Annotated in this window: 19 protein-coding genes; 3 read left to right on the forward strand and 16 right to left on the reverse strand. The window is 42.0% G+C overall.

Going from position 1 to position 19610, the window contains the following annotated elements:
• Positions 1-133: 133 nt before the first annotated feature.
• Together ABWV72_RS12550 and ABWV72_RS12555 are read right to left on the reverse strand one after the other, a co-directional pair.
• Complete coding sequence (locus ABWV72_RS12550) at positions 134-655, reverse strand: hypothetical protein (RefSeq protein ID WP_353370881.1); 522 nt, start codon at positions 653-655, stop codon at positions 134-136.
• 192 nt (positions 656-847) lie between these two features.
• Entirely contained in the window at positions 848-1402 is a 555-nt protein-coding gene (locus ABWV72_RS12555; protein WP_216047153.1) for a YceB family lipoprotein, read from the reverse strand.
• A 513-nt stretch (positions 1403-1915) separates the two neighbouring features.
• Between ABWV72_RS12555 and ABWV72_RS12560 the strand changes: the two genes are divergently transcribed.
• Complete coding sequence (locus ABWV72_RS12560; RefSeq protein ID WP_353370883.1) at positions 1916-2503, forward strand: PEP-CTERM sorting domain-containing protein; 588 nt, start codon at positions 1916-1918, stop codon at positions 2501-2503.
• 91 nt (positions 2504-2594) lie between these two features.
• Here the strand turns inward: ABWV72_RS12560 and ABWV72_RS12565 are convergent, their stop codons facing one another.
• From ABWV72_RS12565 to ABWV72_RS12585, 5 genes are all read right to left on the reverse strand, one after another.
• Positions 2595-3407, reverse strand: coding sequence for a sterol desaturase family protein (locus ABWV72_RS12565; protein ID WP_353370885.1), 813 nt, complete (start codon positions 3405-3407; stop codon positions 2595-2597).
• A complete protein-coding gene (locus tag ABWV72_RS12570; protein WP_353370887.1) occupies positions 3397-3804 on the reverse strand; it encodes a hypothetical protein in 408 nt (135 codons plus the stop codon). The genes ABWV72_RS12565 and ABWV72_RS12570 overlap by 11 nt, the downstream gene beginning before the upstream one ends.
• 194 nt (positions 3805-3998) lie before the next feature.
• On the reverse strand, positions 3999-5180 hold the full coding sequence (gene hmpA, locus ABWV72_RS12575) for an NO-inducible flavohemoprotein (RefSeq protein ID WP_216047149.1): 1182 nt from the start codon (positions 5178-5180) through the stop codon (positions 3999-4001).
• A 26-nt stretch (positions 5181-5206) separates the two neighbouring features.
• On the reverse strand, positions 5207-6439 hold the full coding sequence (locus ABWV72_RS12580; RefSeq protein WP_353370889.1) for an NnrS family protein: 1233 nt from the start codon (positions 6437-6439) through the stop codon (positions 5207-5209).
• The gene (locus ABWV72_RS12585; protein WP_353370891.1) at positions 6439-6693 is read right to left on the reverse strand and encodes a hypothetical protein; all 255 of its coding nucleotides are present in this window, start codon (positions 6691-6693) and stop codon (positions 6439-6441) included. Before ABWV72_RS12585 ends, ABWV72_RS12580 begins: the two co-directional genes overlap by 1 nt.
• Before the next feature lie 196 nt (positions 6694-6889).
• Here ABWV72_RS12585 and norR point away from each other — a divergent pair, with 196 nt between their 5' ends.
• Positions 6890-8446, forward strand: a complete 1557-nt coding sequence (norR, locus tag ABWV72_RS12590) for a nitric oxide reductase transcriptional regulator NorR (protein ID WP_353370893.1) — start codon at positions 6890-6892, stop codon at positions 8444-8446.
• Positions 8447-8583: 137 nt separating this feature from the next.
• Here the strand turns inward: norR and ABWV72_RS12595 are convergent, their stop codons facing one another.
• From ABWV72_RS12595 to ABWV72_RS12620, 6 genes are read right to left on the reverse strand one after another with little or no spacing between them, the layout of a single operon-like run.
• Positions 8584-9417 carry an enoyl-CoA hydratase/isomerase family protein gene (locus tag ABWV72_RS12595; protein ID WP_216047145.1) on the reverse strand — a complete coding sequence of 278 codons (834 nt, stop codon included), beginning with the start codon at positions 9415-9417 and terminating at the stop codon, positions 8584-8586.
• A gap of 31 nt (positions 9418-9448) precedes the next feature.
• Positions 9449-10366: a 3-hydroxyacyl-CoA dehydrogenase family protein gene (locus ABWV72_RS12600; RefSeq protein ID WP_353370895.1), complete on the reverse strand. Its 918-nt coding sequence runs from the start codon at positions 10364-10366 to the stop codon at positions 9449-9451.
• Between the two features lie 5 nt (positions 10367-10371).
• Positions 10372-11181, reverse strand: a complete 810-nt coding sequence (locus tag ABWV72_RS12605; protein ID WP_353370897.1) for an SDR family NAD(P)-dependent oxidoreductase — start codon at positions 11179-11181, stop codon at positions 10372-10374.
• Between the two features lie 12 nt (positions 11182-11193).
• Complete coding sequence (locus ABWV72_RS12610) at positions 11194-11538, reverse strand: cupin domain-containing protein (protein ID WP_353370899.1); 345 nt, start codon at positions 11536-11538, stop codon at positions 11194-11196.
• A complete protein-coding gene (locus ABWV72_RS12615; protein WP_216047141.1) occupies positions 11525-12337 on the reverse strand; it encodes a cyclase family protein in 813 nt (270 codons plus the stop codon). Before ABWV72_RS12615 ends, ABWV72_RS12610 begins: the two co-directional genes overlap by 14 nt.
• Before the next feature lie 10 nt (positions 12338-12347).
• Complete coding sequence (locus ABWV72_RS12620; protein WP_216047140.1) at positions 12348-13160, reverse strand: cyclase family protein; 813 nt, start codon at positions 13158-13160, stop codon at positions 12348-12350.
• Between the two features lie 179 nt (positions 13161-13339).
• Here ABWV72_RS12620 and ABWV72_RS12625 point away from each other — a divergent pair, with 179 nt between their 5' ends.
• The gene (locus ABWV72_RS12625) at positions 13340-14125 is read left to right on the forward strand and encodes an SDR family NAD(P)-dependent oxidoreductase (RefSeq protein WP_353370902.1); all 786 of its coding nucleotides are present in this window, start codon (positions 13340-13342) and stop codon (positions 14123-14125) included.
• An 11-nt stretch (positions 14126-14136) separates the two neighbouring features.
• Here ABWV72_RS12625 and ABWV72_RS12630 read toward each other — a convergent pair whose 3' ends face one another.
• Genes ABWV72_RS12630 through ABWV72_RS12640 form a run of 3 tightly spaced genes read right to left on the reverse strand, consistent with a single transcriptional unit; the run spans position 14137 to position 19522 of the window.
• Entirely contained in the window at positions 14137-15672 is a 1536-nt protein-coding gene (locus ABWV72_RS12630) for a methyltransferase domain-containing protein (RefSeq protein WP_353370904.1), read from the reverse strand.
• A 22-nt stretch (positions 15673-15694) separates the two neighbouring features.
• Complete coding sequence (locus tag ABWV72_RS12635; protein WP_353370906.1) at positions 15695-17113, reverse strand: arylsulfatase B; 1419 nt, start codon at positions 17111-17113, stop codon at positions 15695-15697.
• Between the two features lie 27 nt (positions 17114-17140).
• On the reverse strand, positions 17141-19522 hold the full coding sequence (locus tag ABWV72_RS12640; RefSeq protein WP_353370908.1) for a TonB-dependent receptor: 2382 nt from the start codon (positions 19520-19522) through the stop codon (positions 17141-17143).
• Positions 19523-19610: the final 88 nt, after the last annotated feature.

A 19610-nucleotide genomic window follows, 5' to 3' on the forward strand; every position in this document is an offset into this window, starting at 1 on the left:
TTTTACCCAAATGAAGCGCTTTGAAGCGACTATCATTTAGGGGGCAAGGGCGCGGATTCGCGCCAATGCAAAATAAAATTCAGTACTGAAAGTACAATTAATAAAAGTGCGCTCTAATCAGCGCGAGAACGTTTTAACTTAGGTAGGTAATGGTGCCGGTATAAAGCGTGTTTGCGTCTTTCCAGCCATTTAATTTGCTTTGATTACTTGCCGCATCGGGGCGCAAATACCAAGGAACATCAACACTTGGTTTTAATGGTGCTAAAAAGTGCTGGCGGCCCAAAATTTCGGGGAGAAATTCGTAGGCTAAAACAAATATAGGTTCGTTTTGAATTGAAGAGCTAAAAGCGCTATATGCTGAGCGTTCGAATGGGGGCCAGCGTATGTCACGATTAAATCTAATATGTTCAGGAGGAATTTCCGAGCGAAAGTCGTCGTCTTGTTGATTATTATGCTTTTTTAACCTGTTATTTCGTTTAATAAGCAGGTAATCCGACGACAAAATTTGAGTGGTGTGGTTGAGTTTAGCAACACTGTTTGGATTATCGATGTTGTGATTATAAACACTAATATGTACTGTTTTATTTTCGGTATGCAGTGAGATTTCTAAACCGCGGGCAGGGGAGCTTAGTACCGCAAAAAGTGCAATAAACATGCTTAAAATAAACGCCCGCCAAGTCCACATGAAACTGTTTAATATACTCTTGTTGAATTGTTAGCTTTAATAAGGACGAACTGAAAAAATGCAAGGTCACTTATAAATAAAAAATAAACAAATATTACTCAGAAGGTGCAGCCTATGCTTTCGTTGAACCTAAATAGCGGGTTCGACGATTTCAAATCTAAACTAAAGACTTGGCACCAATTGAATCGCACCTTCTACCACTTTTATATTCAAAGGGACTTTGCTCAAAAGCGCAACTTTAGGGTCTGCCATATCTAATTTATACACTGGCGTGGTCGCTAAAAATGTATTAATCAGATTCATTACTTGGTCATTTAGTAGGTTCAAATTACCTTTATATTTACCCGCTTCAACCGTTGAGTCGACGAGTTTAAGGTTTTGTAAATAGACTGCTTTTTTATCACTGTCGTAAGAAGGGCTACCTTCGATTTGCAACATTAAACGTACTGGATATTTAAATGCGAAGGCGTTTATTTCTGCACCGGAATCAACGCCAAGGGCGATGACATCACGGTTGTCCGGACCAATATTAACACTTAGATTGTTAACGTTCAGCTCTACAGGCAACCCCATTACATTGACCTTTTCGCTTAAATTGGGGAGTTGTTGGCTTAGTAATGATTGCACTTGAGCGTTTGAGAATGAAAAAACCGATAAGCCTTGTGTGCTGGCACACCCAGTTAGAAATAAAGCTCCAATTACAAATAAAATTTTCATGACAAACCTTCTGGTGATTTGATAACAATAAAGTGGCACAACGTTAGCGACTAAATAAACAATATGATTGTAGCGTTTCACAGCTTAAGATCGACGAACGCTTAGTTCGTATTGTACGAGCTTGCAGTGCGTAATGCTATTAGTCTTAAACTCGGGAGGAGGTGAAAAGAAATAAATGCTAGTAAACAAAATTTTAATTGCAGCGAAGCTAGATATTTGTTTTTTGCGCTTAAACTTGAAAATAAGTGCTTACGACTAACACTATTCACTAGTAGTGATATATCTGAATCGATAACCTTAAATTTAAAAACAGCCAAATATGGTCGCTCAATAATATCTTGGGTATTATACTTAAGTATATGATAGAGATGAGATTTTTTGTCAGGTTTATTTACAATAGATTTTTATTCTAAAACGTGAATTGATAAATAATCGTTATTTATCAATCGTTTAAAATATTGGCCTGACTATTGCTTTTGTTTTAACAGTTGTATCATTTATGAGGTTTTAAAAATGAATAAAGTGTTATGTTTAGTTGCTTTACTTTTTGCGGGCGTGGCTAATGCCACTATTATTTCCGGTGATTTTCGCACTGAAAGTGACCTTCCATATTGTTGTTTCGACGCTGGCCCATTAGTTTATGAAGACTTAAATGCATCTGTTGGAGCGGGTAACGAATTAGACAGTAGTAACTTGTTAAGTAATGACAGTGGCTGGTCTGGAGGTTTAGTTCTAGTTGACTTAGACCCTACAACAAACATAGTTACCCTTAACTCACAAGATGACTTAGATTTTGAAATTTTCACTGCCTCTATAAGTAATATCGTTTTTGACGCTGGTGAAATGATTACGGGGTTGTCATGGATATCAGGAAATTTAACCGATATCGCCGTTCCTGAAGCATTGTCTTTTACCGCCAATAGTATTGAAATCAGTTATGATGTTGGTAGCGGTAATGACGTTTTCAACTTCAACGGAACCCAAGCACAGTTTCAAATTGAAACTCAATCTGGTTCTGTAGCTGTACCTGCGCCAGCTTCCGTTTTATTGCTTAGCCTAGGTTTATTAGCGTTGGTTGGAAGAAAAAGATATCACGCTTAATTAAGTACTATTCAAATTAATCAAAGCCTCGATAAAATCGGGGCTTTTTTATAGCTAGAATTTCGCTTTTTAGGTGAGAGTGAATAAAACCCTAGTGTAAGTTGCGGGGTTTGTTGAATAACAATTTCAAAGCACAAGAGGCACTTTTTTGCTGTCTTACTTTGTTAAATAGTATTCGCCATGGTGTGAATACCACATCATAAAATGACACCTTGTATTGACGTTCAGTCACGCCATAATTTGGAGCTTCGCCATCGCTGCTAACGAAGGTTCCGAAAATTTTATCCCAAACAATGAGTACACCAGCATAATTTTTATCAATATATTGTGGATTACTGGCGTGATGTAAGCAGTGGTGAGTTGGTGTATTAAACACTTTACCAAGTACTTTGAATTCGGGACCAAGTTCGGTATGCACAAAAAATTGGAATGCCAGATTCAAGGCTACCACTGCCAATACTAATTCGGGCGTATAACCCAAAATAATCAATGGAAGCCAAAATATCCACATGCCAACAATGGGATAGAAAAGACTTTGCCGCATAGCAGTAGAAAAATTCATATTGGTGGAACTATGATGCACAACATGAGCTGCCCATAACCAATTGCATTGATGACTAGCACGATGAAACCAATAGTATAAAAAGTCTTGTAATACGAATGCTAAAACTAACCATAGGGGACTTAATTCAATAGTAAATATAGCAAAATTGCTATGTACCCAATAAAAAAATGGCATTAATGCGAGCATAGCAAGTATGTCTGTTGCTTGATGAGACAAGGCTAAACCTAGGTTTAAACCAAACTCTTTTAATGAATAACTTTCTCTGCGTTTACGCACTTCTATGCCAATAGCAATAAGAAATAACGGGCTGAGCAATAACAAGATATATTCAACGCTCATAGAGTAACTTCCTTAGTCGTTTGCCGGCTAATTTAAAGTCGTAAAACATCACTACTTTTAGCAACCAATTGGGGACCCACGTATTGCTTTGGCCTTCAATTAAATACTGTAAATGTGGTTTTGTACTATTGCTAATATAATTAATTTGACCTTGATGCTGTTGTATCGGTCCGTTACCTACAATCTGATATACAAGCTTAGTATCACTAAGTTGAATGATCTCTTCAACAAACTGATGACCTCGCATATCAACTAAGCGCCGAGGTTTTCTGCCAGTGTTATCCAACTCAATGATTTTTGTAGCAAATACTTTGCTCAAAAACTCACAGTCAGCTAGCCGATGCATAGTGAATGCAGCATCTTTGGGCAGCATTATTTTTATATTTAATAAAGCCATCTAAGTTGAACACATTTTACAAAAGAGGCGCTAGCTTAACTTATTAAATACGGATTGTTTACTCGTGGGGGAAATAATAGAGATACAGTGTATATTTCTAGTTTATTTTAGTGCTTGATTGAGAATGAGCTTTGAGCTGCTATATGCAGATGCGCCCAACCCAATGGGCGCAATAAAATGATCAGTGTTAACGATTATAAATCTTGATGAGGACCAAATAGTTCATAATGAATACGGCTGTTATCAACGCCTAAATCTAGTAGTTGAGTTTTAATAAAAGCCATAAAATTAACCGGACCACAAAGATAAAATTCACCATTATTTATCGGCAACTCCGTATCTAAATCGCGAAGATTCATTAAGCCGGTATAGTTACATCCTTCTCCACCTTGATTAAACCAAGTCGCGGTTTGTAAGCGATTGTAAAGGCGACTAAGCTCATTTAAATCATTGGCAAATGAGTGTTGCTCTGGGGTTTCGCATGCGTGTAAATAGATAATGTTTTCGGTGTTTTTATCACTCAACAAACTTTGTAGCATGGCCATCATGGGAGTTTGCCCGACGCCTGCAGACACAAGCACTGTTGGCGTTGCATTATCACGTAAATAAAAGTCTCCGGCAGGCGGGTATAGCTCTACAACACTGCCTTGAGGTAAAGAATGCAAATAATTAGAGACTACGCCAGGTTTGGGGAATAACTCTTTTTTAACGCTAATACGATAATTTTTGCCGTTAGCTTTTTGCGAAATAGAATACTGCCTAATTTGTTCATACTGACAATTATCAGGTTTGATTTTGATCCCTAAATATTGGCCAGGTTTATGGGAAATTACTTCCTTACCATCTACGGGGGTAAGTTCAAAGCTTGTCACTAACTCTGACTCTTGCTGTTTATTCGTAATTTCGAATTGACGTGTGCCAGACCAACCACCTTGGGTATTTTTGTTATGGGCGTACAAAGCTGCCTCTTCAGTGATGCATATATCACTTAACACTGCGTAAGCTTCGCGCCAGGCATACTCCACCTCGGGGGTAAATTGGTCAGGAATGAGCTCTTTGAGGGTAGCAATTAAGTGTCCACCTACAATTGGATAGTGTTCCGGTAAAATATTAAGACTGGCATGCTTATGATTAATCCGTTCCAGTGCATCTTTTAGTACAGCCAATTTATCAATATTTTGCGCGTAAGCAGCTAAGGCGTTAAATAATGCAAATTGTTGTTTTCCTTTTGCTTGGTTTGTCATATTGAAAATATTTTTAAGTTCTGGGTTGTGACTAAACATACGTTTATAGAAATGTTCAGTTATGACTGTGCCAGCTTCCGCTAATAGCGGAACTGTGCTTTTAACTATTTTTATAGTGTTATCAGTTAGCATATTTGTATCCTAAAGTGTTGTGACTATTATCCACGACGACCATCAATGCGAGGCCGAGTTAAAATCGGTATGCAATGAATCAAAAATAATAAAAAGGCCACTAACCACAACACAGCACTCAATTGCCACGCAAGGTATGACTCAATAAATAGGGGAAAAAGCGAGCGAATAATTCCTGCGACCATCACGAGCGCAAATGCGACTGCCATAAAATGTGGGATCACTAAGGGTCTACCTGTATGACCGTGGGATACACGGGTCATCATGGCTAAAATCATCATTCCAATAGTACCGATGGTGATAAGGTGCAGCGCATCTTGGAACGGTATTAGCTCGCTACTTAAACTTAAAGCGACTAAAAATAATCCCACACTCAATGTGAAGTAAGAAATGTGTAACGACCATAATAAAGGCACGTTTAACACTCCTTTATTCCACCAAAAATACGATCGAATCAGATGCAGCACGGCAACCAAGGTGAATCCTAAAGCTGGATTAATATCGTTAAGAAATAACTTACTGATAAAAAATAAAGCAATGGCAAGTATTGAAGAATACAAAAGCGCGATATCGATTTTAGGCGTGCTTACTTGCTTGGCGAGCTGCAATCCTTTGGCGGTAAAAAAGGGGATAACTCGGCCAGCAACAATACCAATTAACAAGGTCATAATTAATACCGCTGTATCGACGGTGGCCAGAGCATACTGCAGATCATGGTTCAATATTAACGCCAAATAGAAGGTGTTTAATGCGCAAAGCACAACCAAAACGGCTAACAAGGGATAGTTATTTTTATTTTTTGCTTTGAACAACATGTTAGCCAGAGTCGCTATCGCGCCTAACCACCAAATTAACTGCAGCATCATGACTAAATATAAATTCAGGTTGGCAAAGTCTGGTACAAGGATAAAAAAACAAAATCGCGCAGCTAACCATATAAAGGTGAGCCAGATTAAAGGCGTTCCACTGATACTTGGAACTCCTGTCCAAGTTTGTGCTGCTGTCAGTAAAAATCCTACCGCGACTACCCCAGCGAAACCAAATAACATTTCGTGAGCGTGCCAAAGCGTTGCGGGAATTGTTAATTGCCACGCAGTGTATCCAGTTAAAATCAGCAGCCAATAACCCACAGATACCAGTGCGAGCATCGCTCCCATCAAAAAGAATGGTCTAAAGGCAAGCATCCAAACAGGACTTTTGGAAAACGCTAGAATGCCTTTTTTCGGTGTTTCTGGCTCCTGTAAATTGATAGGGCGCATTAACGTACCTCCTGACCTAAGCCGTGCTGCGTTATACAGCGAACGACGTAGCCGACTTTCAAAATGGCAGCCACAATAATCGTACTAATGTGGGAAAATGTTTGCGTCAACATTGAAAAATGCTCGGCAAAGGGGTAACTAATTAAAATACTCAGAATGATTAAAAAAACACTAATAATCAGAACTAAATTAGCGCCTAACAATAATGATTTAAACTGTGTATCAAAGGTTAATTGACTATTTACTGTGTTCATAACTTCCTATTAAACACTTACCTTGGTTGGAATATTGCAGGTGTTGATTACACTTACTTCAATAATGACTTTACAGGTTTCGTGCCAACAAATTTTACCGATAAATTTCAATTGGTTAGGTATTTGTGCTTTACATTTAGAGTCGAAATGACCTATTGTTTAACGTGTTTATATAACTCGAATGGGTCTTTTTGACATGGCTAGGCAAGTTGATTTTTCAAAGGTAGCATTGCAACTGGCACAAGCAACTTTGCACCAGCAAGTTTATGATCTGTTACTCAACACCGTTCAACAAGTTGTTCCCTGTGATGCTAGCGCGTTGTTACAGTTCCAAGGTGAGCAACTAAAACCGCTTGCCATCAAAGGTTTGATGGCAGACAGTTTGGGACGGCGCTTTAACATATCAGAACACCCCAGATTAGAAGCCATATGCAGTGCTAAACAGGCTTTACAGTTTGCTCATGATTGTCCCTTACCTGATCCATATGACGGTTTACTTTTAGCAAAAGAGGGAGATATTCCAGTTCATGCCTGTTTGGGTTTACCATTATTAGATGACGATTTGTTATTGGGGGTGCTTACATTTGATAGTTTGAATGCCAGCGCCTTTAATAATATCGGCAGTGAAACCTTAAATAAGTTACAAGCACTTTGTAGCGCCCACTTTAAAATTGCCTTGCAGCTTGCGCAATACAAACATCATGCGCAACAGTCTACTGCTCTGGTACAAGAGCTCAACCGCGAAGCATTAACCCGCGATGGTGGCGAAATTATTGGTCAAAGTCCGGCAATACAAACCCTTAAAAATGATATTCAATTGGTCGCTGGGTCTAATTTTAGTGTACTTATTTTAGGTGAAACAGGCGTTGGAAAAGAATTAGTTGCACGTAATATCCACTTGCATTCTGCGCGAAACGATCAACCTCTTATTCATCTCAACTGTGCTTCATTACCTGAAAACCTTGCGGAAAGTGAGTTCTTTGGACATGCTAAAGGGGCATTTACCGGCGCGCAGAACGCACGTCAAGGCAAGTTTCAATTAGCCGATGGTGGAACCATATTTTTAGACGAAATTGGCGAGCTTCCTTTGGCAATGCAAAGTAAGTTACTTCGCGTTTTGCAAAGCGGTGAAATACAAACTGTTGGTGAAGACACCCTGAAGTATGTGGATGTAAGGGTAGTGGCTGCGACCAATCGGGATTTGAAAAAAGAAGTGGCACAAGGGCGTTTCAGGGCTGATTTATATCATCGGTTGAGTGTCTATCCTATCAAAGTGCCACCACTGCGAAAACGCGAACATGATGTGACTTTATTAGCCGGTTATTTTATTGAGCAAACAGCCCGTAAATTAGGCATAAAACAACTTAAACTAAGCACTGAAGCACAGTTGCTACTCAATCAATATGGTTGGCCTGGTAATGTTCGGGAGCTGGAACATGTGATTAGTCGCAGTGCATTAAAAGCAATGCAGAGTCAGTGGCAAAACCCGATAGTTACGATTACTCGTGAACATTGTGACTTAATGCCACAGATACAGCAAAATGTGACGACTGCAGAGCAAAACATTGTCGATTATGCAGCCAATCAATCGTTGAAAAAAACCGTTGAGTCATTGCAGTACAACTTAATCACTGAACAGTTAAAACTGCACAATTACAATTGGGCAGCGGTTGCTCGCGCACTTGACCTAGATAGGGCGAACTTAGTTAGGCTTGCTAAACGTTTAGGTATAAACATCAAAAAAACACTGTAAACAACGTTGTGCTAAGTGCAGGTTTTAGTCATTCTACTTTTCTAGCAACGGCCTATCATTAGGAGCCAAGCTGAAAAATGAAGCGACAATAAAAAAGATGCCGAAGCATCTTTTTTCACTGTGGTTATTTACTCACTCTATTTTTCTTCATCGTATTTTATATATTCAAAATCGTGCTCTGACTTGGACATATTAAATGAGTACATTTCAGATAAAACATGGATTCTAAAGTCTCTTTCAACCACGGCTTTCCATGGACGAACACAAATGTAATGGGTCAGGCGGCGGCATGAACGACTTTTAGTCATAATGTTGCGGGCTATTTCCCAAGCACGATCTACAATGTTCTCGCGCTCTACTACTTCGTTTACTGCGCCAAGCTCTAAACAGGTTTGAGCATCCATAGCTTCGCATGTCAGCATCATATAGTTACCGCGTTTCACACCTAAGATTTCCTGTAGACAAAGACCCATACCGTCACCAGGTACATGGCCGCTATCCATGCCGTAGTGGTCATCCTGCAACACGAAATCAGGAGTACAAAGGGTGATGTCACTCATCATACACATTTCCCAATGAATCCCTTTGCCGTTAATTACAGCTATTGTGGGAATTTCGAGATCATTAATAAAGTTCTCTACAATTTTGAGAGTGTCGTAGATTTGCACATCAAAACGTTTGTCGTCATCTGGTGATTGCTCAACTTCTTTGAATGATTCAACATCCCATTCGTTGATCCACTTATCGTCAGTTGAGGTGAGGATAAGTACTTCATTTTCTTTATCGTGACCAATGACTGTCCATAATTCAGCAAGTGCGTGGTGGAACTGATAACTCCACTTTACTGGACCGTTTTTGGTATGCATTTTCACTTCGAGAATGCCATTTTCACGTTTGAACTTGAAAAAGTCCTTAAACTTTTCGCTGTATTCTTCCAATTTAGGTACTTGATAATATTGATTAATAGCCATTATGTTGTCCTCTTTAGGTTGCGATTTTCGCTCAATTAGTTGTTGTTTGTTTCGCTTTCGCGACTAAGTGTTCACGTACGCGAGTGCGCACGTCGTCTGCGGCTTCAGGCGTCCATTGGCGAAAACCGCCACCCGTCTTCATGCCTAATTGTCCAGTTTCGACTCGCTCAACCAATGCGGCTTGCGGTGTTGAACTGGTATCTAGTGATGGATAAATTGTGGTTAAAATACGCAGGGTGAGATCCAGTCCGACTAAATCAGATTGCTCCAGTGGACCGAGCACCGCTAGGCGTTGGCCAAATCCGTACTTCACCACGTCATCAATGGTTTCTGCATCGCAGACCCCAGCTTCAAGCATGGCAATGGCTTCGCGTTTCATTGCATGCTGTAAACGATTGCCAATAAAACCTGGAATATCCCGTTTAACGTGAACTGATTTCATGCCTACCGCATCAAGTAATGCAATGGTCTGTTCCACCGTTGTTACGCTAGTCTCATCCCCTTGCACCACTTCAACCAATCTCACTAAGTGAGGTGGGTTCCAGAAATGGGCACCCACAATACGTTGTGGATGCAAAATACCTTTGGCTATCTCAGAAATCGGGATGGCCGAGGTGTTACTCGCTAATATGCATTTTGGGCTGCTAAAGCGGGCTAGTTGGCTAAAGATGTCTCTTTTTACATCTAGTATTTCTGGTCCTGCTTCAATGACAAACTCAGCGTCTTCCACCGCAGGTTGTATCTCTGTGTATAGGCTTAAAAGATCTCCCTTATCATAAGGTTGTTCAAGCAGTGTAAAAATGTCACTGATTTGCTGCTCAGCTTGCTCAAGCACTTGCAAATTGGGGTCAACTAAATTGACTGGGTGACCAGCAGCTAAAAAGCGCTGAGCAATACCGTGTCCCATTAAGCCTGCACCTATTACGGTGACCTTAGGTTGATCTGCCATTGTCATTACCCCGCTGTAAAGCCGCCATCAACGTACATAATTTGACCTGTACAAAAATTTGAAGCAGGCGACAATAAATACAGCGCCATACCGACTAAATCTTCTGGTTCGCCGAGGCGTCCCAAAGGTAAACGAGACAAAGAACGCTGCTTAGTTGCTTGTCCTAATTCATTGTCTTCGTCAAACATCCAAGCGGTGAGTTTTGAGCGGAATACCGTAGGCGCAATTGAGTTGACGTTGATACCATGTTGTCCCCACTCAGTAGCGAGTACTTTGGTCAACATATCGGTAGCACCTTTACTGGTGCAATAACCTGTGTAGCCTGAAATATTGCCGTGGCGACCGCGCACAGACGACACCATAACTACTTTACCGCCAGTTAAGTTATTGTTGATGCGATAGGTGCCATAAGCTTTAGCCATGAACCAGTTACCACGCACATTAGCATCCATAACAGCTTGCCAATCTTCATAATCTTGTTCGTGAATAAAACCTGCCTTGTTGTAACCTGAACCGATAAACATCAATTCAATATCGCCATAGGCTTCTACCGCTGCATTCACTATCGCATTGGCGTCTTCTAATGTATCTGGACGCAAATTTAGAGTTTGTACAGTGCCGCCCACTCCGCGACATTCCTCTGCAACTGCTTCTAATTCTTGTTTGTTGCCAGCCACTAAAGTCAACTTTGCGCCAAGTGATGCTAAGGTGATGGCCACAGCGCGACCAAAGGCCCCGGATGCACCTGTAATCAATGCTGATTTGTTACTCACGTCAAACAAAGATAATGGATTTTTCAACGTTTCAGATATCATAATCTGATCCTCCTAGTTGGATATCACTACAAGCATAGTGACAACTTTATTACTGCGATTTTCAACTGCGCGTTCTTCATTAAATTCAATGACGCAAGAGTCTAGTGGACCTAAAACCGTTTCTTTTTGAGTTCCATTTTCCTTGGTAAGAATAGTCACTTCGCCGTCGAGTACGATATAAGCTTTCTCGTTTGGAGAAGAAGCCCATTCCGCACCGCCACCGGGAAGGAAATAAGATAAACAACAGCTAAATGCGTCGATATTGGTGGCATCTGCGCCTTGTAGTCGTAAACCTGCCATATCCCAATGTTGTCTAGCTTCATAGATTTTGGCGTCTTTCAATTTAGTTACTTGCATAATCGTCTCCTTTATCGATCACATAAGATTGTTCTGGGTCAATAATCGCCACAAGTCGAATACCGCAGCCATCGCCACCAGGCCAGCGCCATGGGAAGCCCATAAAAGTACAGCGTTTTCCGGTGACTTTATCGATGTCTCCACCAACGTTTTCGATACCGGGGATCCCCGCCGCAAGTAGTGCTTTATGAGATGGTTCCCAATGTGGGAAGTCCTTCATCACATCGCGACCTGTTTCTTCTTTGTATTCTTTAAATAAGTGGTGGTGAGTAGGGCCAGGACCATGATCTACCAATTTAGTCCCAAGAGGGTGGTCTAAGGCTTGTACATCAATGCCCAATAATTTTATTTTGTGCTCAACCAGCCATTCAGCGCCTTCTTTATAAAGTCCCGGGGAATATTGATAATATTCATCGTTATCCCCCAAGTTTTTGTGGCTGCCAGTATTGATTATCACAATGTCGTTTTCGCGGATTTGTGGTCTGGCTTTCTCTAAATCTTCGGGTGTTACTACGCCCCATTTTCCTTTCGGTATCGACACTACTACGCCGGTGCCAAAAAAGCGCCAAGGCTCAAAGTCATCTAAATGTGGCGCGTTTTCGGTTACATGAATAGGTGCATCCATATGGGTGCCGCGGTGCATAATGCCTTCCCATTCAAGTACTTGGCAGCCATTCATGGCATGAAATTGTTGGGTGCTAATGGCGATACCTTTAGGGCTAGATGGCCATTGAGGCATACCATGTCCCCAACGATTACTTAAATCAAAAAACTGTAAACCTTGTGTTGTTTGTGACATTACGCTCTCCTTATTCCTGATTCGTACCGGGTTCGATACGGTATTGCCCATTTGGATCTGAAATTGCCATTAATCGAATTACGCAAGCATCTCCTTCATTCCAACGCCAAGGCATGGCATGGAAGGTAGTGCGTTTGCCGGTGACAGAGTCAAGGTCGCCGCCTACATTCTCGATAGTTGGAATGCCGTTCTGTAACAATAATTTGTGAGCTGGTATCCAATCAGGAAAGTCTTCACTTGCACTTCGGCCGGTTTCAGCTTCATATTCTGGGGCTAGTCGTTTCATTGTTGGGCCATTTCTGTGCAACCCTAACGAGGTAGCAAGAGGATGGTCGACTTGCGGAGTGTCTACTCCCAACATTTTGATTTTTTTATCCACGAACCATTGAGCTGCATCTTCTGTGATGCCTGGAGAGTGGCCAAAATAGGCTTGGCTATCAGCATAAAGGTGATGCCATCCGGTGTTGATCAAAACGATATCACCGGCATTAATATATTGATCAAATGAAGCTAAATCAGCGGCGCTAACTTGCTGCCATTTTTGTTTGGGTATAGAAATTACGACGCCTGTACCCCAGAATGTTTCTAGCGGCAATTCGCCGATGCCTTTGGCACCAGAGACTAAATGAATAGGCGCATTAACATGTGTTGAAGTATGAAAAGTCGTTTTAAATTTCTGGCTCATCACACCATGTTTCGCGTGATTCACTGAACGGTATAGAATAAGTTCATCGTGTCCAGGCAAAACGGGTTGATTGTGATGCCATGGGTGGCTCAACTCTACAAATTGAAGGCCAGTGTTTGGTTCTGTTCTAACGGTCATTTTGTTATCCACAGTTGCAAGGTGTGAAAAGAGTATTGCACGGGAAAAGGGACGCTTCGACAGGGTTGTCTTAACTATTGAAACACTATTTAAATTTAAATGGTTTTTAGGCTTAGACTGCAGAATACTTGGGTTGGAGGCAATTTATTGTCAGTTTGAAACTTAAGGGAGTTACAATTATGCAACAAACTTCACCAGCATCTTTATTTAGCCTTGATGGCAAGTCAGCCCTCGTAGTTGGTGCTACGGGTGCGTTAGGATCGGCAGCAGCAAAAGCGTTGGCCGCAGCAGGTGCAAACATTACATTAACAGGCTCGAATAGTGAGACATTATCGGCCCTTGCACAGGAAATTCAGTCTTACGGGGTAGAGGTTTCCTATTTTGTGGGCAGACCGGAAAACGAAGAAGTGGTAGAGCGCATGCTCAAACATGCAACGCATAAACATCCACTCGATATTTTAGTCTGTGCCTCAGGTACGGCTGTTGTAAAACCTATCGCACAAATGAGCCCAGAAGAATTTGATAGAGTCATGGACGCCAATGTAAAACAAAGCTGGCTGGTATCAAGGGAAGCCAGTAAAGTGATGACCGAGCAAGGTCGTGGCGGAAAAATCATCTTAGTTTCCTCGGTGCGTGCTCAGTTTGCTACCGCTGCCGGTACTTCCGCGTATGGTACATCTAAGGCTGCAGTCAATATGCTTACTCGTTCTTTAGCCGTGGAACTTGGACCACATAATATTTGTGTTAACGCCATCGCGCCTACAGTATTTCGCTCGGCATTAACGAGTTGGTTGTTTGAGCCAGAAGCTGCCGGCAAACGCGCCGATGTGCTAAGTCGAATCCCGTTAGGACGCCTAGGAGAGCCTGAAGACTTTAATGGAATCTTTATGTTTTTAGCATCCGCTGCTTCAAACTTAGTGACTGGCGAAGTGATTAATATCGATGGTGGCTTCTCTTGCAATTAAAGGCCTTGCAATTAACGGTATTGAAGAATGCCCAAGCGTAACAGCTCGGGCACAACCCGTTGATTAAAAGCGGGTTGGCTTTGAGCAATAATTGCTGCAAAGGTTTGTTTCGTTATCGGTTGACCATTTGCATCATGAAACGCATTCTGCAAGTCGCCTAATTTATCCCATGCCGCACCAACGTCACCGAATACCAACGCCCATAAATACAATCTATCTTTGATAGGTAACAGCAAACGTGTACCAATCAACGGCGAAGCAAGGGGTCTTCCATGCTCAAGATGAATATCTTGTTTTAGCAAGGTTTGATTCAATAAAGAAGGCATACATAAAGTACCTTGTGGCGAAGATGGGGCAATTGGTTTCGCCAATGACATAACCCGAGTAGCCAGCAATTGAGTCACTAGCTTTTCAGCTTCTAAAAAAGGACTGGCTAGTTTCGCTTGGAAACGGTCACATAATTTATTGATCAACGCGTTTATCGTACTGCAATCTGCATGATCTCTAAGCAAAGATACAATAGTCGGGGTGAGTAGGTTGGCGGCTGGAAATTGAGTCGTAATGTGGCCAATCATGTTATCGCTAAGGGCGCCTGGCGCAAAATAAAAATGACATTCTCCAACTCTTTGTAACAATGACGAGGTTGAAGGTTTGGCCCCTTTACAATAAATATCTTTACGTTGTGCAATATTCCAAGCTATATCTTGCAACATTTGCTGTGTTGCCACTGAAAACTGTTCGCTATTAGCTGGTAGTCCCAAGTGTGCAGAAAATTCGGCTATATTATGATGTAGGCCCGCACTGCCGATAAACTCAAGCCCAACACTTTTTGCTTTTGCAATAATGTCGCGACTCCAAACGCTGCGAGGTTGCAGGTTGAGCACTTCGTGGGCTTCATCCTCTGGGGCATTTGCAAGTAATCGGGAAAAACGCTCGTTTGCTTGACCATTTTGTTGGAAGAATTGGCCGTTATTTCCTCTGACTTCAGCCAGTAACTGACTCGCCCCTTTGAGCTTCTCAGCACTAGATCCAGAATACTCGGTGGAGAGTTGTTGCAACATGCCATACAAAGTCGCGTTTTGAGTAATACCCGGTAAGGCACAGTAATCTAAAAAGAATAAGCCTCCTTGTGCAAGTGCACGGGTCGCAACATCGAATAAATCTGTTTGGCGTTTTTCATCGAGCCACGAAAATACGCCACTGGCCGTGCAATAATCAAACTCCTTCAGGTTTAATTGCCCAGCATCGGCTATATCGCTGCAGAAAAATTGTAGATTTTTTAAATTTGCTTGGCGGGCGAGTGTTTGCCCTTGTTCAATGTGTGTTGGATTGATGTCTACTCCAATAAACTCAGCTTCGGGGTAGGCATCCGCTAATAGCGTTAAGGTATGTCCATTCCCGCAAGCTAAATCTAAATACCGAAAATGGCCTGCAAATTTATGTGCAGGCCAACCCGATAGTAGGGCTGCAGTAGTGATGTGAACAGGTGTTTGTAATGCACCAAAATCTGAATTAAACGCGACGTCTTGAGTGTATTCTGAATTCATTACTGCACCTGTTAGCTAATTATTATTCTGCTGTTTCCACCCAAGGAGCACGGGTTTCGGGTTTACGTATATCGTAGATAAAGTTACCGTCAGGTCCATAAAAAAGCGATTCTGGAGGAGGACCTTTCGCCGCTTTTGAAGGGAGCGCTGTTCTTGAGGTTAACTGTTTTGACAAGGCAGCTACTAAATCTGGGTGCATTGCGGCTAAATTATGTTGTTCAAATTCGTCCTCTAGCAGATTAAACAACAAAGTATCAGTACCTTCTTTTATCAGTTTAAACGGCCACTGATACACGGCTTTTGATTTTGCCGTACCAAGTAAAACTGTCCTTTGAGTATTGTCTGTGGTTCCTGTTTTTAACAGCGTAAACATACTCTGACCATCAAAATTAGCTGGATCATATTGGATGTCCGCGGCGTCTAGTAAAGTGGGCAGCCAGTCTTGCGTAAAAAGTGGTGATTCTGCAATATTCTTCTTACTCAAACCTGCTGGCCAGCGCACAATGGTAGGTACACGAACCCCGCCTTCGTAGGCGCTAGCTTTGCCTTTTAACAGTTGGCCGTTGTTCGCTCCCGCTTCCAAGTTACCTCCATTATCGCTCATAAATACCACTAAGGTGTTGTCGGCAATACCTTTGTCTTCAAGTGCTTGAAGTACTTCACCAATACGCTGATCAACATGAGATGTCATGTCAGCAAATACACGACGGTCAGCCGATGGTATCGCGCTATAGTCGTAAATTGGCTCAGGCACATATTGCAAAGGCGTATGTGGTGCATTTAATGATAAATACATGAAAAAGGGAGCATCGTTGTTATAATTTTGGATTTTTTCGATTGCCTTGTGGGCTAACAAATCAGTGGCATGTCCTTCTTCTCGCAGTGAGGTGTCATTGTGTTGCCAATCAAGACCACCAAAATACACATGAGTATAGAAATCAACAAAACCACCTAGGAAACCATAAAAATCATCAAATCCTCGGTTGTGGGGCATTGCAGACTTCTTAGCCATGCCTAAATGCCATTTCCCTACCATCCAGGTTTGGTAACCTGCATCCCGAAACATCTCAGGCATAGTTGTCAGGCTCTCAGGCAGCATAGCATCGTTTTCCATTGGCCCATCAATGCCAAACCCTAGAGGGTTTTTTCCGGTCATTAAAGCAGCCCGAGTGGGGCTGCATATGGGATAAGCATAACTATGACTTATAACCACGCCTTGATTGGCCAACGCGTCTATATTAGGCGTTTTAATCTCAGACCCTAAATACCCCACATCACCGTAGCCTAAATCGTCTAGCAGAATAAAAATAATATTCGGCTTAGGATTAGTTTGTGACGCAATTTGAGTTTCAGCTTCAGCTTCCGTTTTAACACAACCATTAATACAAACGCTTAAAACCAACACACCAATAAGGTGCAAAACAGACTTAGTTATATTCATAATACTTAATACCTCTTAAAGCACTAATCAAAAGAAACTGTAGGCTAGATTAATTCCAGCGGTTCTTGGTTCACGCAAGCGAACACTAGTGTTGTAAGACATACCTGAGATGCGTCCATCAAAAAAGCGCACTGCGCCTGCAGGAGAGTCTTCATCAAACAAATTATTGACGTACAATTCGATTGACCAGTTATCGGCGCGAATACCACTGCGCAGATTAACCATAGAATATGCAGGTAAGTAGTCGGTATTGATTTGCTCAACATAACGTTTGGAACGATATTGGTAGTCAACTCGGCTATAAGACACTAAATCGCTGTTTAGTTCCACCGTGTAGGTAGCATTTAAAGACCAAGTGAACCGCGATAACATAGGCGGCGCATTGCCACCAATAGTTGCAGCACAGTTATAAGGGTCAGTAGAAGTTGCAGCAACACCATAATCTAACGGAATGGGTGAACATGCATCATCTTTAAATTCCAGTCCGGTGTAGGAGATAGCAGTACCTATGTCAAGATAGTCGATTGGTTGCCATTCACCTTCAAATTCGATCCCCGCACCACTTAAATCTCCGGTATTTAGAAATAATCGAGAGTAGTAATCATCTGCAGTCGTGCCTTCAGATAACTCGCCATCAGAGGGAGTCCAGTTAGCTGTAGCTGGCTGAACGTAGCCTTCCCAATCTAAATAGTAGAGGGCTAAAGAATAGCGGAAGTCGTGGTCTGGCAAATACCCTTTTACGCCTAGCTCATAACTCACAATCACTTCTTCTTCATAGGTTTGAAATGCATCTAAATCGAAGCCTTCTTCTGCGGCAGTTTGCAGCAAAATTGGATCAAGGGCATTGGCATTGAAGCCTGCAGGGTTAGTACCTCGAGCTAACTGAGCATAAACATTATTGTTGTTGTCTAATTCATAACTTAGGGCAATACGAGGCTGGAACGATTTAGTATCGCTACTGGATTGAATATCACTGTCAACTCCTCTGGCTGCATTTTCTGGATAAACACTGTCTATCTCATCAGATTGGTAACGTCCTTCGATCGAGCCAGTTAAACGGTCGGTAAATTGATAACCAAGGTTGAAAAATACGCCGATATTTCTTGCGCCTTCAGAATATAAGTCCATCACCGCACCGGTAGATTTATTCGCATATACCGTATTCAAATAGTCGTACTCATATAAAGAAGCACCGACTAACCAGTTAAAGTCTCCTTCGTCTGATGAGGCCAAACGCACTTCAGCATAAGTTTCATCGCTTTCTGGTGAAGAGGCCACATGTATGGTGGTCACATCATTGTAGGCATCACGATCAAAAGAGGTATCACCCACTTCGTCAGTGACAGCGCCTAAGACTGTTAACGCCATGCCGTTATCAAACTCAATCTCTACTGAGCCTTGAATCCGTTCACGATCAACCCGTGTACCAGGATTAACGACGGGGTTAACCGCGTGATCAAAGTTGTAGTCAAAATAAGGCTCTATATGATCGATTTCGCCGTTTATCACACAGGCGTTACTGCCGCCATTGATGACACATAAACCGTCACTATCAAGGGCGTAGGGCTCAAGTTGGTCAAGGTTAGCAAACAATACAGCCGTGTGACCGTCATCAATTTTTTGGTTGAGGTACATCAATTCAGCTTTAATATTATCGGTGGGTGTATACACTAGTTTCACAGAACCTAGGCTGTCTTTTCTCGCGCCTAATTGATCACCCGATGTGGTTACCCATTCACTTGGACCACCATAGTTATTTGACTCTAAGGTGACTGCCACGGCCAGCTTATCTTCTATTAAGGGGGTAATTAATGACAGGCTAACATCTCGGGTTTCATCTGTTCCAAGTCTGCCTCTAACATCAAACTCTAAATCACCAGAAGGATCCGGATCGCGGGTAACATAATTAATCGCACCACCAAATGTAGAGCGACCAAAAGCGGAACTTTGTGGGCCACGAAGTACTTCTACTTGCTGTAAACCTGCAAAAGAACTCATCCCTTGAGCACCGACAATGGGAATGCCGTCAATAAAGGTGGTGACCTTAGCTCTGATTGATGAGTTTTCGGTAGAGCCTACACCGCGAATGGCAGGTTTGTTAGCGATACGACTGCCGTCTGCGTTATTTTCCACTCCAGGCATCAGGGCAAATAAACTGGTAATGTCAGAAACACCAGCTTGAGTCAACTCATCACCAGTCATTGCGGTGAGAGAAACGGGAACATCTTTTTCCTGTTCACCGCGTTTACGCGCATAAACAAGAATTTGTTCTACCGCTTCTTCTTCAGCGATGTTGGGTTGTTCTTGTGCAAATAGCTGACTATTACCAACCATGGGATTTAGCAAAAGCGTACAAACCGCTAGTGCCAGTGGGTTTCTTTTAAAACGTCTTTGTACAACATTACTCATAAGTACTCCTCAATGCGCCAATGCATTTTCGTGAAACGATCAATGTAATAAATTTGTTAAATCTAGGTTACGAATGGTCGATTCTCCG

The organism is Aliiglaciecola sp. NS0011-25 (assembly GCF_040370605.1).
Taxonomy (GTDB): domain Bacteria; phylum Pseudomonadota; class Gammaproteobacteria; order Enterobacterales; family Alteromonadaceae; genus Aliiglaciecola; species Aliiglaciecola lipolytica_A.

Bases quoted from the DNA above. Each gene is read 5' to 3' on its own strand.
- ABWV72_RS12550 (WP_353370881.1), bottom strand. From the start codon at position 655: ATGTTTATTGCACTTTTTGCGGTACTAAGCTCCCCTGCCCGCGGTTTA.
- ABWV72_RS12555 (WP_216047153.1), bottom strand. From the start codon at position 1,402: ATGAAAATTTTATTTGTAATTGGAGCTTTATTTCTAACTGGGTGTGCC.
- ABWV72_RS12560 (WP_353370883.1), top strand. From the start codon at position 1,916: ATGAATAAAGTGTTATGTTTAGTTGCTTTACTTTTTGCGGGCGTGGCT.
- ABWV72_RS12565 (WP_353370885.1), bottom strand. From the start codon at position 3,407: ATGAGCGTTGAATATATCTTGTTATTGCTCAGCCCGTTATTTCTTATT.
- ABWV72_RS12570 (WP_353370887.1), bottom strand. From the start codon at position 3,804: ATGGCTTTATTAAATATAAAAATAATGCTGCCCAAAGATGCTGCATTC.
- hmpA (WP_216047149.1), bottom strand. From the start codon at position 5,180: ATGCTAACTGATAACACTATAAAAATAGTTAAAAGCACAGTTCCGCTA.
- ABWV72_RS12580 (WP_353370889.1), bottom strand. From the start codon at position 6,439: ATGCGCCCTATCAATTTACAGGAGCCAGAAACACCGAAAAAAGGCATT.
- ABWV72_RS12585 (WP_353370891.1), bottom strand. From the start codon at position 6,693: ATGAACACAGTAAATAGTCAATTAACCTTTGATACACAGTTTAAATCA.
- norR (WP_353370893.1), top strand. From the start codon at position 6,890: ATGGCTAGGCAAGTTGATTTTTCAAAGGTAGCATTGCAACTGGCACAA.
- ABWV72_RS12595 (WP_216047145.1), bottom strand. From the start codon at position 9,417: ATGGCTATTAATCAATATTATCAAGTACCTAAATTGGAAGAATACAGC.
- ABWV72_RS12600 (WP_353370895.1), bottom strand. From the start codon at position 10,366: ATGGCAGATCAACCTAAGGTCACCGTAATAGGTGCAGGCTTAATGGGA.
- ABWV72_RS12605 (WP_353370897.1), bottom strand. From the start codon at position 11,181: ATGATATCTGAAACGTTGAAAAATCCATTATCTTTGTTTGACGTGAGT.
- ABWV72_RS12610 (WP_353370899.1), bottom strand. From the start codon at position 11,538: ATGCAAGTAACTAAATTGAAAGACGCCAAAATCTATGAAGCTAGACAA.
- ABWV72_RS12615 (WP_216047141.1), bottom strand. From the start codon at position 12,337: ATGTCACAAACAACACAAGGTTTACAGTTTTTTGATTTAAGTAATCGT.
- ABWV72_RS12620 (WP_216047140.1), bottom strand. From the start codon at position 13,160: ATGACCGTTAGAACAGAACCAAACACTGGCCTTCAATTTGTAGAGTTG.
- ABWV72_RS12625 (WP_353370902.1), top strand. From the start codon at position 13,340: ATGCAACAAACTTCACCAGCATCTTTATTTAGCCTTGATGGCAAGTCA.
- ABWV72_RS12630 (WP_353370904.1), bottom strand. From the start codon at position 15,672: ATGAATTCAGAATACACTCAAGACGTCGCGTTTAATTCAGATTTTGGT.
- ABWV72_RS12635 (WP_353370906.1), bottom strand. From the start codon at position 17,113: ATGAATATAACTAAGTCTGTTTTGCACCTTATTGGTGTGTTGGTTTTA.
- ABWV72_RS12640 (WP_353370908.1), bottom strand. From the start codon at position 19,522: ATGAGTAATGTTGTACAAAGACGTTTTAAAAGAAACCCACTGGCACTA.